We start from the raw sequence: 13,418 nt of genomic DNA on the forward strand, positions 1-13,418 counted from the left end.
CTTACTTCACTTCAAAATATGTTTGACTATAGCCATTCAATGTTTTTTCCACATGTAATACGGCTGGCATTGCCGTTTTTAATTCGGGAACATGCGAAATAACACCGATCATCCGCCCTGAATTCTGTAAATCAATTAATGTATCAATCGCTTTATTTAATGACTCCTCATCAAGTGAGCCAAAGCCCTCATCAATAAACATCGTTTCAATATGAACATTGCCTTGGAAGCTTTGAATCACATCAGCCATCCCTAAAGCAAGGCTTAAGGAGGCATTAAACTTCTCCCCACCTGATAATGTTTTAACATCTCGAAGCTGGTCTGTATAAGCATCATAAACATCTAGACCAAGACCGCTTTGCTTCGCATGCTTTTCAAGTCTATCTGAGCGCCTTAGCTCAAATTGACCATTCGATAAATGATAAAGGCGCATATTTGCAGCTTCTGTAATTTTATCTAAATAATTAATTTGAATATAACGCTCAAAGGATAGCTTTTTCGAGTTTTGTCCATTTAATAGCCCATAAAGCTCCTTTATTCGACCTGCCTCTTGTTCCAGTGAACGAAGCTCCTTTGCTGTTTCCTCTACTTTCTCTATAAAGGCTTGGCATGCTTGTGCAACATCATTTAACTGCTGTAAGCGTTTAAAGGCTTCCTCATAAATAATACGCAGATTTTCTAGCTTTGCTTCCATAGCTGCTAAATCCTGCTGCTCTTTTCCTTGAAGATGTTTAGCACCTTCCGCAATCTGAATTTTTAAGGTATGAACTTGTAACGTATAATCACTACATGCCTTGCGAAGTGCCTCTAGCTCCATACTGCTTCTTTTAGCAGCTTGGTAATCCTTATCATCTACAAAGCCCGCATCCTTTATGCTAACTGCCAATTGCTCCTGCTTCGTCGTTATTTTTTGCTTTACTTCCTCAATAGCTTGCCATGCCATTTCTACAGCCATATTTGCGTTACTTCTTGCTTGCTGTGCTGTCTGTAAATATTGCTGACTCTCCTGCCATTGTTGTTGAAGTTGAATTTTTTCCTGGCTAATATCCGTCAGCGCTTGCTTCAATCGCTGTAATGTTGGTAAATCTGCTGGGATTTGCTTGCGTTGCTCCTCTACAACTGCCTGTAGCTTTGTCCATTTTTGCATCTGCTCTGTTAAATATTGCTCTAATTCTACTTGCTTATGCTGTAGCTGTTCAATTTTAGGACGTTGATTTTTCAGCTCTAATCGCATATCTACTAGCTGGTGATTAACAATTTTTAACCTTGTAATCTCCTGCTCAGCTTGCTGTAAGGACGCCTCTATAGCTGCTTGCTCTTCTTGCTTAATAGCATGCGCTGTCAATTGCTGGTGCGCCTCTTGAAGTAGCTGCTGTGTAGAGGTAACCAGCGCTTTTTTCTCTACATATATACGCTCAGCTGAAGAAGCTTTTACTCTTAATGCTTCCACCTGTGCTAGGTCAACCGTTGCCAATTGCTGGTGGTCTGTTTTAGGATGCGTTGTACTACCGCAAACAGGGCAAGGCTCCCCATCCTTTAATTGCTTGGCCAGTATACTAGCCTGATTGGTTAGCCATTGTTGCTCCATCTGCTGCAACGTTTGTTTACTTGCTTGATAAGCAGCATTTAAAGTATCAACATCCTGCTGCGCTAGCTCGACTGCCTTTGTATATTTTTCAACCTGTTTTAATAAAGATACCTGCTCACGTAGCCTTGGTAACTCCTCTAAATACCCTTCATATGGTTCAACCTGCTGTTCAAGCCGTTCAATTGTTTGTGAAAGCTGCTGTAATTGTAATTGCTCCTGTTCTACTAGTGTAAGATTATCTGCTACTGCTTGCTTGGCTGTTTCAACATATTGCTCTATTATTTGTAGCTGCTGTACATTGTTCTCGTAAGCCTCGAATTTCGGCAGCAATGCCTGTAGCTGTAATTCCTGCTGAGCAACTTGCTGACGCTCAGCCTCCTTCGCTTGTTCTAATTCATACGTTTGCTGTGCCTGCTGCAATTGCTCAATAGCCTGCTGTTGCTTAGTTTGTGCTTGCTGATGTGCTTGTACCTTGACATCATATTCAGCACGCAAATCCAGACATTGTTGTTCAAGCAGCACGAGTCGCTCTGCTTGTTCTGCTAAAGCAATCTCCTGCTCCTTTGCACGATAATTCTCCTGCTCCTGTAACAATATTTCTAAACGTTGCTGACGATTCTCCTGTTCAGCAAACTGCTCATTAAGTGTTTTTGCTAAACGATAGGATTCCTGCTCCTGCTGATGTTGTTTATACGCTTTCTGATAGTGCTGCTGTTCTGTTGCTATACATTGTGTATAGTAAATATGCTCCTCCTCAAGTGCCTGCTTAAGCTGATGCATATTTTCCGTATTGTTTGCTAGCTGTGTAAATAAAGTAGATGTACGCTGTGGCAGTGCTCCTGCAATTTGACCAAGTAAATGCTTTTTTAATTGCTTGGCACGCTCAAGATTACCTTCTGCCTCTTTCCGCTTAGCATCAAGCTTTTTCGTGATAACACCAAAGCGGTCTGTTTTAAAGATTTTTCGTAAAATAACTTCTTTATTGCTAGAATCAGAGGTAAGTAGCTTGCGAAATTCTCCTTGTGGCAGCATGACAATTTGGCTAAATTGATCTTTTGTTAAACCAATAATTTCTTGTAGCTTTTTATCTACCTCAAGCGTTTGCTGCTTCTCAACAATACTATAATCGAGCTTGCCATCTTTTATTTCTGCTAGCTCTATTTTCTTCCCTGTCACTGTTTTATTTTTTTGCTTAATATGCCCTGGCTGGCGTAATATTTGATAGGTCTTGCCATGCATTTCAAATACCAGTTCTACGGCTGTATAAATTTCATCATTCGCAAAGCCGCTTCGTAGCAAAGTGGTATCTTGGCGGTCTTCCCCACTGCCAGCCCCATAAAGCGCGTAGCAAATCGCATCAAAAATAGTGGTTTTCCCAGCACCTGTTTTACCAGAAATCGCAAATAAGCGATGCTCGCCTAGCTGTTGAAAATCAATAACCTCTGTGTTTTTATATGGACCGAATGCAGTAATCGTTAACTTTAATGGCTTCATTCTACTGTTTCTCGCTCCTCATCTAGTAATTCCTGTAGCATCTCATTAAATAAACGTTCCGTATCTTCATCAGGCTGTATACCTATAACATCTGTAAAAAATGACCGGAATAAATCAATATCCTGCTGCTGTTCACTTTCGATAGCCTGTATTGCATGCGTTATTTCTTGACGTGTTATTTTACGTTCAATATGCATTGCATAAGGAAAAACTGTACGAATACGCTCCATTGGAGATGTTACGGGTGCTGTATCTGTCAATCTTACAAATATATAGTCCTCACTTGGCGGTAGCTTTAGCAAATCCTCTAATTGTCCCTCCACTACACGTAAATCTCTTCGTGGCACAAGCTTTCTTTTCATTACTGTGCAATTTCCTTGCCCGTCTAAATCAATAACTAAAAAGCCCTTTTCATGCAAATGCTCTGATAATGAATATTTTAATAGTGAGCCCGCATAGCGAATTGTTTCATTTAATACAAAGTGCGCCTTATGTAAATGACCGAGAGCTGTATAATGAAATGGCTTAAATAAAGCTGCATCTACGCAATCTGAGCCTCCAATGGACAATGGTCGCTCCGAATCACTTGTATTCGCTTCCTCTGCACCATATTTTGTGACAAAGGCATGCCCAATAAAAACATGACGTTTACTTGTATCCATTTCCTGCGTTATATGCTCAATGATTTTTTGCATCGCGTCTTGATGGGAGCGAATTGTGTCATCTCCTAAAATACTACGAATTGCTGCTGGCTCTGCATATGGTACAAGGTGAAAATGCACTTCTCCATAGTCATCATGGATAATAATAGGTGCATGCTCCTTTGTAAATTGCCCCTTGATATATAGACCACTATCTTGCATTAAGCGACTACCAAAATTTAAGCGCCCTGCACTATCATGATTCCCTGCAACAGCGAGCACAGGAATTTTTTTCTCTAAAACAATTTCTGCTAACACATCATTTAGCAAGTTTACCGCTTCAATTGGAGGCATGGAACGGTCATATAAATCACCTGCTATGATAATCACATCTGGCTGCTCCTCATCTATTGCTTGTATAAATTGCTGTAAAATATACTGTTGATCCTCTGTCATATAGACACCTTGAACAAGCTTTCCTAAATGCCAATCAGCTGTATGAAAGATTTTCATTGCTTGCAACCTCCTGTTCTCCTATTATTATAATTTTTGGGAGCTATCCACCGCTTTGTGTGCGCTATCCGTCACCTTTGAAGCTCTATCCACCACTTTGCCCATTCTATCCGTCATATAAAAAAAGCATCCTAAAAGTAAGATGCTAATTTATATATGTTCTATAAAAGCTGTGTAGCCCGGGAAGCCCTGCATACTATATGCGATACGAGCATGCTGCTGTGGTGCTGTTGCTTCCTCTGATTTTACCGATGCTTGTTGCCTTAAAATTTCCTCAAAGGATAAAGGATTCGGTTTCGGTAATTCAGATGGAGCGATATTGAAGGCATGACCACCACTATATGCTTGTAAAAAAGCATTAGCCATTTGTCGATAGCCTTCCATATTAGGATGCACATCCGCATTATTTGGTAAATAGTTTGTAGCATTTAATCCAAAGGCATCATAAACATCTACATAAATCGCTACAGCCTGCTCTGCCTGTTGCTGCAAAATCGCATTTAACTTTACCAACTGTGCATTTGTGCCCTCTTTTTGTGTAGCATGAACGGCTGGATAGGCAAAATAATAGCCCATCACATAAACCTTTGCTTTTGGCGCACGCACTGCTAGCTCCTCTAAAATGGCTACCCAATTTTTTCTTGCCATATTTAAAGCATAATCTGTTTGAAGCTGAGAATAGGCTAATGTCCCAGCATTTGGATTCACTTGTACTAAACGTAATAAATCATTCGCACCTGCTGACACTGTAATCAATGTGGCATCTGCTAATAGCTCCTGTGCCTCTTCCGTTTGAATACGCTCCAACACATCCGCCGTTGTAAAGCCCGGAAAAGCAAGCTTCTTTGTATAGGATGTTAATTGTCCTGTCAGCCTTAATTTCATCGCAATCAAATCACTATAGCCCGTGTCAATTTGCTGATAAGGCGTTTGCCCAGCGGCTAAGGAATCACCAAGCGCTACATAGCTTTCTGCTTGGGCAGAAACAGATGGAGCCCAATACATGATGGACAATAACATAACTCCTATTAAGCTCCATAGTCGCTTCATCTGCTTCCCCTCCAGTTCTTCCTACTAAAAAGCCCAGCTACCTTTACGGAAAATCGGCTCAACAGTACCATCTGGTAAAATACCATCAATATCCATATCACCGCTACCAATCATAAAGTCTTCATGTGTAACAGAAATATTTGCACCTAATGCTTCCAATTGACCATTTTCTAAGTCCCTGCCACCCTCTAAACAAGTTGGGTATGCCTCACCAATTGCTAAATGGTTTGACGCATTTTCATCGAATAATGTATTAAAATATAAAATTTCCGATGCTGAAATTGGTGATTCATGCGGAACAAGTGCAACTTCGCCTAGATAGCCTGAGCCTTCATCTACTTGGATAAGCTCTTGCAATAAATCATGCCCTACCTGTGCTTCAGCTTTAATAATTTTCCCTTCTTCAAATGTTAGCTTAAAGCCATCAATAATATTTCCTTGATAGACAAGTGGCTTTGTATTCGTAACATAGCCATTTACACCTTGCTTCATTGGCAGTGTATACACTTCTTCTGTTGGCATATTAGCAATAAAAACATTACCCTCAGGCGTTTTGCTACCGCCAGTAAGCCATTTATGCTGCGGTGCTAGAGCAATTGTTAAATCTGTGCCTGGTGCTGTATAGTGTAGCTTTGCGTATTTTTTACTATTTAACAACTTGGCACGTGCTTCTAAAGTAGCTACATGCTCACGCCAGTTATCCACGGCATTACCCTCTCCAATATGCACCGTTTTAAAAATAGCTTCCCATAATGCAGGTACTTGCTCTTCTGCTGTTAAATTTGGAAATACCTTTGCTGCCCACTTTGGTGAAGGTACTGCCACAATTGACCAAGCTATTAAATCCTTCATCACCGCATTGCGATAGTTTTTCAATGCCGCTCCTGATACTTTTTGATGTGTCGCTAATCGATCAGCAGGAATTCCCGTTAATTTATCAGGGTCTGCAGCATCAATCCATAATAGAGCCCCTTTTCGCTCAATCAGCTCGTCACGCATTTTCACAACCCATTCAGGGAAACGATTAAACTCCTCATCAGAAGCATGTTCAAAATAAGCACGATCTATTTCGTCATCGGAAAAATTAACATGGACACGCCCTGCACCTGCCTTATATGCTTCTTTCACGACTAATCGAGCAAAATCTAGTGCATCCACTGATGTATTTACTAATAAATATTGACCTGGTTGAATATTAACGCCAACTTTTACTGCAAGCTCTGCATAGGCTTGTAATTTTTCTGCAAATGTCATACTATTTCCCTCGCTTCTGTCCAATTGTTTTTGAGTTCCCCTCTACTAGCTTGCCGTCATGCCATACTTTTTGCATTGACTTGCCTGGGATTTCCCTTGTCCATTTTTTATACGTTTTTTCATCACGATATGATAATAACGTTAATACTTCACCATCTGCCCCAGCACGGCCTGTACGACCTGAGCGATGTAAATATTGCTCCATTGTTCGTGGGACATCAACATGAATAACATGTGTTAAACCTGCAATATCTAAACCACGAGCAGCAATATCCGTGGCAATTAAAATTCGTGCATCCCCTTTACGGAATGCATCTAAAGCTTTTTTACGCTCTTCTTTTTTCATATCAGAATGCAGCGTTACAATTGGTGCTGAGCGATATTGTAGCTTTGTTTCCTTCATTAATAATTGGTCGATATTATTAACAAAGGCTAATGCTCTTAGCCCTTCTGTATGGGATAATCGACGCAGGAAGTCTGTTTTATCGCGCTCCTCTACCTTTACAAAGGAGTGAATAACTTTGCCGACCTTTAGCATGTCCTCTGGCTTAATTTTAAAACGAACAGGCTCAAACATCATACGACTTGCCACTAATTCAATTTCCTCTGTAATTGTCGCTGACACAACAACGACTTGTCGCCCATAGGCAGAGCCTTCAATAAAGGATTTAATGACAACACGGTATTCACGGCTTAGTAATTGATCACATTCATCTAAAATAACCGTTTCAACTTCTTTCAGCTTTAATTTGCCTGCGCGTGCTAATTCATTTAAACGACCAGGTGTCCCAACAACAATTGTTGGCTTTTTCTTTAGCTTTTCAATTTGACGTGCAGCATTTGCACCACCAATAAGCTGTTGAACTGTAATATCTGTGCCTGCTGTCCACTCACGGATAACTTCCACAATTTGCATGGCTAATTCCTGTGAAGGAGCAACAATGAGCCCTTGTGTTTGCTTTTTTGCGCCATTTACCTTATTCAATAATGGCAAAACATATGCCAATGTTTTCCCTGACCCTGTTGGCGACTCGGCTACAATATCCTTCCCTTCAAGCATTGCGGGTATCATTTCCTCTTGGATTTTCATCGTTGTTTCAAACTTCCATTTTGCTTGTAATTCTTCTTTTAATAAATTAATCACTGACATGTTAGTTCCCACCTTCTATCTGCTTGACATTAGTTTAACACACTAAGCACATTCCTACTTTATCTATACGCAAACAAGTGTCCTCTCGTTTCAAGAAACCATTGAAAAAATCTGCCTAACTTTAACACGGAAAAGTAAGTCTATCCATAATTCTTTAAAGACTTATAGCTTACCCGTGACAAGCAAGCAGATTTTTATTCATTCAATTACGATTCAACAAGCTCATAACCACAAGCTAAAATCGCACATTCCGCTAAAACAATTAAAGAATCAATATAAATATTGCTGAGCTTTAAATCTCTGTTCACAATCGAAAGCTCTGTACAGCCTAAAACAATACGATCACACTGTAATGCTAGCATTGCTTCCTCTATTGGCTGCCAATCCTCTAATGTCACATCCTTGCCAGCCTTCACATAATCATAAATAATGGACATGACATATGTTTTCATCTCATTATCTGGAACAACTGGTGTAATGCCATATACCTCTAAAGCTTCTTGATACATACGTGAAGTTAATGTGCCTGTAGTGGCTAAAATGCCAACACGCTTTGCTCCTAAGTCAGCTGCACGTTTCGCTGTTTCACGAATCATATGCAATACTGGAATGGGTGAGCCTTCCTCAATTTCTTGATAGAAAGTATGGGCGGTATTACATGGAATAGCAATCATATCTGCTCCAACTGATGCCAATTTTTTAGCATCCTCAATAATTACTGGAACTGGATTATCCTTTGTAGAGTCTAAAATAAAAGCTGTACGATCAGGGATATTTGTATCATTATCGATAATGGTATGTAAATGCTCCTGATCCTTTTGTGCCTTTGTACGTCTTACAATCGTTTCACCGATAAACATTGTTGCAAGTGGACCAACGCCACCAATTATACCTAAAGTTTGTTTTTTCATTAGTTAGACAGACCTTTGTTATTAAAATATTTCTTATATTTGCGATAAAAACTTAAATTATCTAGCGTTATATTTAGCCAACGCTTAGCATTCATATCCTTATAATTAAAAATAGAATCTGTAGCCATCCCTTGGCGAATTAGACTTTTGGCTTCAATAACAAGCTGTTCATTTTGTACATATTTAAACAAAACACCATTTGGTACAATTGTCCAAAGATGCTTATTTTGTACATATGTTAATGACTGCTTGCTGCCACGAATAAAGTCATCCGCCACATATTGCATTAAATTATAGCCACTCGCTGTCACATAATAGTTAGAAAGCTCATTATGTAATTCAATACTTAATAATTTATATTGACCATCACGATCATCATATTTCATATCAAATGTAGCAAAGCCTTGGAATTGTATCGCCTCTAAAAATGACTTAACCGTATCCATTAGCTCCTGATGATAGGTTGTGATAATAGCCACATAACGACCAATGCCCTCTGGAGAATGCTCCTCTAAAATAGGATTGCCAATAGCTAGTAGCTTTGTCTTACTATCCTGCCCAACATAGGCATTAATAACCCGCATATTCGCATCCTCACCAGGGACGTATTGCTGAATCATTAAGTCATCACGATACGCCGATTCCTTATAAATAGTATGGAATATATGATCTTTTTCCTCTTTATCATATGCAATATAGACATTTTTCTTACCAGGAAAAATACATGTGGTATACTTTGTCATATTCATCGGCTTTATCACAACTGGATAATCAAATGGCATCTCATATTCTTCATAATCATTTACAGTACATACATGCATAGTAGGATAATGAAAACCAAACTGCTCACATAGCCTGTACATGCTTTCGCGTGTTAATAGCTGATTAGCCAGCGCTGCATCCACATAAGGAACAATAAAATCCTCTGTTAGCTCCTCTTTATGTGCGACAATTTTTTTTACATAAAACTCATCACAGGCTAATAGCAATAGTTTTTTCTCTGCAAACTCCTGCGCAATTGCCTTTAATGCTGTTACAAAGCGCTCCTCTACATGAAGCCTTGGTACTTCATGGAAGATCATTAAATCACTTTGTTGAATCTTTTCCATATTTGTATGATTTAGTACAAGTGGCTTTACTCCATAGGCTTCGTAAAACGCTCGAGCCATGCCATATGCATTCATTTCATTCCCTAGTAGAACTGGTAAAAAAGTGTGCTCAATGGCCATGCTACTCAACTCACCTTTGCTTTTTTTCTTAGTGTAACATACTTCAAATAAGTTTATCCCGCATCGCGGACAGGAAGCTGTACTGCAATAACAGGCGCACAAGGCGAGGTGGAAGATGAAGCAGTCATTTTATTTATGAACAGCTACTGCTTGTGAGCCTAGTTCCTTATAGCTTTTAAAAAATTGGTCTACATCATATGTGACATAGCCTTTTAACGGGTTCATGACAACTACTTTATCTCCTAAATGCCCTGTTAACACAACAGCATGTAGGTTCATATAAGCAGCATGTGATGTTGTTTCTCCCTCATATATCCAGCCTCTCGATGCATTTGTTTTTGGTTCTGATAAATCAAGCGTTACCCATGTTACAACAGGTACTCCCTCTCGCACAAGCTGTAAAAGCTCCTCCTGTGAGGAATTACTTTTATTTGTTACACGTAAATCTGCTTGCTTATCCGCAATAACAGCCTCTGCTGCCTTGACAATAGGCGCAGCAAAAACATACATTCCGTTAGCTTTGTCACGCGGATTACCCGCAAAAGCATGATGCGGATTTGGCCCAAAGCGCTGATTGCCTTCAGATTGTATTTTCTGCTTTGGTAAATAATTATCAGCCATTTCTAGCTTTGATACATGTAAGCCATAATAATTTAATACGGCTGTGAGCGATGTAATTTCACAGCCATGTGGAAGCTCAGGATTTTGCATAACAACAGGCACACCCAACTCTTGCTCATCTCTTGAAAAATGTGTTTGTAATCTATAGTAGGGCTTTGTTGTATCATACGTAAAATGCTCAATCGTTGTGTAGCCGTTATTGGTTGTGCTATTTTCAAGCGTCGTTGCAGCTATCGCATATTCTCGCCCTTCTTTTAGCTGTGAAAATCTCGCTTCTCCCTCTTCTGAACCAATCGCTTCCTCTACTACTTCTCCAGTTTTTACATCTGTCACAGTAAGATAAAGATTCGGAATGGGTGCTCCGCTAGTAAATTCCACTGTTAAAACCGTTAATTGATTTTTACTTGCTTCCTGCTGCGAATTTGGCTGACAGCTAGCTAGTAGCATTAGCGTTAAAATACCTATCAATATATAGCGTTTACTTCTTGTCCACAAGACAAATTCCGCCCCTATTCATTTTGTCGTAGACTTTTATTATACGATAATTTTATAGATGTTCCTATCATCTTAACGATTACTTACTTGTGGTCGCAATGTATGCTTTAAGACCTTACCAGAGGCATTGCGTGGCAGCTCTGTTATAAATTCAATTTCATATGGTACTTTATATTTTGCAAGCTGTGTATGACAATACGCCAAAATTGTCGCTTCATCAGTGGATTGTCCCTCCTTTAACACAACATATGCTTTTGGCACTTCACCATACACTTCATGCGGTAAGCCAACGACTGCTGCCTCTAAAACCTCAGGGATTTGATATAATACTTCCTCCACTTCAATAGGATAAATATTTTCACCACCACGAATAATCAAATCCTTTTTCCGATCCACAATATATAAGTAGCCTTCCGTATCAAAGCGTCCTAAATCACCTGAATAAAGCCAACCCTCTTTAATCGTTCTAGCTGTTTCCTCTGGATTGTGCAAATAGCCCTTCATTACCTGTGGTCCTTTGACACAAATTTCGCCTACCTCACCAGCTGGTACTGGCTTGCCCTCACTATCAACTACACACACCTCTGTCTGTGCTAATGGCTTGCCGACTGAACCAATTTTCGTTAATGCATCACTATCCAGTAAAGAGGTAGCTGCTGGTGAATTTTCTGTTTGACCATATAAATTTTGTACTTTTACATTTGGAAATGCCTCTTTCACCTGCTTGACAAGCTCATAGGGCATTGGAGCTGCTCCATAGCATAATAAACGCAAATGCTGAAGGCTATGTTCCTTGAATTGTGGTGTATTTAAAATAATGGTATACATGGCTGGCACGCCAAAGAAAATCGTTGCCTCTGTTGCAGCAATTTGTGCTAATGTTTTAGCTGGCGAAAAGGCTTCTTCAATAATAACTGTCCCGCCTTGATAAAACATTGGCATTGCAAAAACATGAAGTCCCGCACAATGAAATAAAGGTGTACAAATAAACATTTTATCGCTCTTAGACATTTGCATCGACGCTGACCAAATTTGTGCTGTTGCAGCAATATTTTCATGTGTCAGCATAACGCCCTTTGGCTTGCCAGTTGTCCCAGACGTATACATCACTACTGCTGTATCGTGTGATTCCCATTGTACAGCCTTTCTCACACCATGATCTTGCTCAACAATAGCTGTCATTTCCTGCAAACTAACTACATGCTGAAATTCATAAGAAATATCCTTGAATGTTTCCTCTATTCTTTCATCATAAATAAGCCCCTTTGCCTCTGAATGATTGATAATAAATTCAACCTCAGGAGCGGCTAATTTAGTATTAATCGGCATGACAATAAAGCCAGCTAGCTGCACACCAAGGTAAGCGATTAAAAATAAATCTGAGTTGAGTGTATATAATGCAATTACATCATCTTTTTTATAGTCTTGCTCTTGTAAATACGCTGCAAATCTTTCTACACGTTCGTAAAAATCTTGATAGCTTAGCTTTTTGCCATTGTATGATGTTGCTATTGCTTCAGGTTGTTGCATCGCATAGTTTTCAAGAATATCTGTCATGTACATCGTCATTATAAACCCTCCAAAAATTTATTTTTGTGCATGCTAATAGTAAATCTTTAAACTGCTAAAAATTCAGAAAATTACGATTATATTTTATCAAGTAATCAATTTCTTAGCAATTTTCCCACTCAATTAAAATATTCTTAGACATTTTCCTTTTCTCATAATTTCTCTTAGGTGTATGATACCTTTATGATTATGTTAAGAAAGGCCTGATTTACATGCTTTATGCACTTTTAGGAGATTTACATTCTAATATAGAAGATACAAAAGCTGTGCTAGCACATATTCAAGAAACAGCTGGAGAAGCAACAATTATTGGGCTAGGTGATTTATATGAATGTACCGTTAGCAAGAAAAAGGCACAAAAGCTCTCTGATTTACCTTTACACAAAGCAGCCATTGTAGAAAACGAATTTGAGCAATTGCTAACTTTTCCTTCTATACGAGGTAATCAGGAAGAGCGTATTACACAAGTAACTGGCATTAGCCGCTTTCAAGCATTGCCTGAAACAATGGAGATTGAAGGTGCAATATTGATGCATGGGCATCAGTTTAAGTGGAGTGTTAGTTGGCAGCCGACATTCCCACCATTTCAAAAATCACTACTGTTCTTTGGGCATAGCCATGAGTCAGGTCTTTATCACCAGCAAAAAAAGCTCCCCATTCGTATTCGATATGGGGAGCCAATCTCACTACAAGATAAGCAATACGGTGTAAACGTAGGCTCTGTTGTCGATCATCATGAATGGTGTCTTTACGATAGCCATGCACGAACAATTACATTTATGCGTGCTCTGCCCTAACATAATGTTACTATTATATTTTAAAACAGAAAAGGAGCCGTTCAAAAAATCATGTTGAAACGGCTCCTTTGTGACTACCACAGATAGAAGCTAGGGCTGTCCAATT

10 protein-coding genes are annotated in these 13,418 nt (G+C 39.3%); 1 reads left to right on the forward strand and 9 read right to left on the reverse strand.

The genetic code is table 11. From position 1 onward, the window contains the following. Position 1: 1 nt before the first annotated feature. From MHB42_RS16700 to MHB42_RS16740, 9 genes are all read right to left on the reverse strand, one after another. The gene (locus MHB42_RS16700) at positions 2 to 3,082 is read right to left on the reverse strand and encodes an SMC family ATPase (RefSeq protein WP_340807563.1); all 3,081 of its coding nucleotides are present in this window, start codon (positions 3,080 to 3,082) and stop codon (positions 2 to 4) included. Then, positions 3,079 to 4,236 carry an exonuclease SbcCD subunit D gene (locus MHB42_RS16705; protein ID WP_340807564.1) on the reverse strand — a complete coding sequence of 386 codons (1,158 nt, stop codon included), beginning with the start codon at positions 4,234 to 4,236 and terminating at the stop codon, positions 3,079 to 3,081. Before MHB42_RS16705 ends, MHB42_RS16700 begins: the two co-directional genes overlap by 4 nt. Positions 4,237 to 4,386: 150 nt before the next feature. Beyond that, the gene (locus MHB42_RS16710; protein ID WP_340807565.1) at positions 4,387 to 5,286 is read right to left on the reverse strand and encodes an SGNH/GDSL hydrolase family protein; all 900 of its coding nucleotides are present in this window, start codon (positions 5,284 to 5,286) and stop codon (positions 4,387 to 4,389) included. A gap of 24 nt (positions 5,287 to 5,310) precedes the next feature. Next, complete coding sequence (locus MHB42_RS16715) at positions 5,311 to 6,540, reverse strand: aminopeptidase (protein WP_340807567.1); 1,230 nt, start codon at positions 6,538 to 6,540, stop codon at positions 5,311 to 5,313. A 1-nt stretch (position 6,541) separates the two neighbouring features. Continuing rightward, on the reverse strand, positions 6,542 to 7,690 hold the full coding sequence (locus MHB42_RS16720; RefSeq protein ID WP_340807569.1) for a DEAD/DEAH box helicase: 1,149 nt from the start codon (positions 7,688 to 7,690) through the stop codon (positions 6,542 to 6,544). A gap of 206 nt (positions 7,691 to 7,896) precedes the next feature. After that, positions 7,897 to 8,601, reverse strand: coding sequence for an aspartate/glutamate racemase family protein (locus tag MHB42_RS16725; protein ID WP_340807571.1), 705 nt, complete (start codon positions 8,599 to 8,601; stop codon positions 7,897 to 7,899). Further along, positions 8,601 to 9,830, reverse strand: a complete 1,230-nt coding sequence (locus MHB42_RS16730; protein WP_340807572.1) for a carboxylate--amine ligase — start codon at positions 9,828 to 9,830, stop codon at positions 8,601 to 8,603. The genes MHB42_RS16725 and MHB42_RS16730 overlap by 1 nt, the downstream gene beginning before the upstream one ends. 129 nt (positions 9,831 to 9,959) lie before the next feature. After that, positions 9,960 to 10,946, reverse strand: a complete 987-nt coding sequence (locus MHB42_RS16735) for a C39 family peptidase (RefSeq protein ID WP_340807573.1) — start codon at positions 10,944 to 10,946, stop codon at positions 9,960 to 9,962. A gap of 72 nt (positions 10,947 to 11,018) precedes the next feature. Further along, on the reverse strand, positions 11,019 to 12,515 hold the full coding sequence (locus tag MHB42_RS16740) for a class I adenylate-forming enzyme family protein (RefSeq protein ID WP_340807574.1): 1,497 nt from the start codon (positions 12,513 to 12,515) through the stop codon (positions 11,019 to 11,021). Positions 12,516 to 12,727: 212 nt separating this feature from the next. On the opposite strand from MHB42_RS16740, the gene MHB42_RS16745 reads away from it, so the two are divergent. Continuing rightward, positions 12,728 to 13,312 carry a metallophosphoesterase family protein gene (locus tag MHB42_RS16745; RefSeq protein WP_340807575.1) on the forward strand — a complete coding sequence of 195 codons (585 nt, stop codon included), beginning with the start codon at positions 12,728 to 12,730 and terminating at the stop codon, positions 13,310 to 13,312. Positions 13,313 to 13,418 lie beyond the last annotated feature (106 nt).

The organism is Lysinibacillus sp. FSL K6-0232, from assembly GCF_038008325.1.
In the GTDB taxonomy this organism is placed as follows: Bacteria; Bacillota; Bacilli; order Bacillales_A; family Planococcaceae; genus Lysinibacillus.

What these genes read in the sequence shown, in the direction of transcription:
- MHB42_RS16700 (WP_340807563.1), bottom strand. Translation starts at nt 3,082, where the DNA reads ATGAAGCCATTAAAGTTAACGATTACTGCATTCGGTCCATATAAAAAC.
- MHB42_RS16705 (WP_340807564.1), bottom strand. Translation starts at nt 4,236, where the DNA reads ATGAAAATCTTTCATACAGCTGATTGGCATTTAGGAAAGCTTGTTCAA.
- MHB42_RS16710 (WP_340807565.1), bottom strand. Translation starts at nt 5,286, where the DNA reads ATGAAGCGACTATGGAGCTTAATAGGAGTTATGTTATTGTCCATCATG.
- MHB42_RS16715 (WP_340807567.1), bottom strand. Translation starts at nt 6,540, where the DNA reads ATGACATTTGCAGAAAAATTACAAGCCTATGCAGAGCTTGCAGTAAAA.
- MHB42_RS16720 (WP_340807569.1), bottom strand. Translation starts at nt 7,690, where the DNA reads ATGTCAGTGATTAATTTATTAAAAGAAGAATTACAAGCAAAATGGAAG.
- MHB42_RS16725 (WP_340807571.1), bottom strand. Translation starts at nt 8,601, where the DNA reads ATGAAAAAACAAACTTTAGGTATAATTGGTGGCGTTGGTCCACTTGCA.
- MHB42_RS16730 (WP_340807572.1), bottom strand. Translation starts at nt 9,830, where the DNA reads ATGGCCATTGAGCACACTTTTTTACCAGTTCTACTAGGGAATGAAATG.
- MHB42_RS16740 (WP_340807574.1), bottom strand. Translation starts at nt 12,515, where the DNA reads ATGACGATGTACATGACAGATATTCTTGAAAACTATGCGATGCAACAA.
- MHB42_RS16745 (WP_340807575.1), top strand. Translation starts at nt 12,728, where the DNA reads ATGCTTTATGCACTTTTAGGAGATTTACATTCTAATATAGAAGATACA.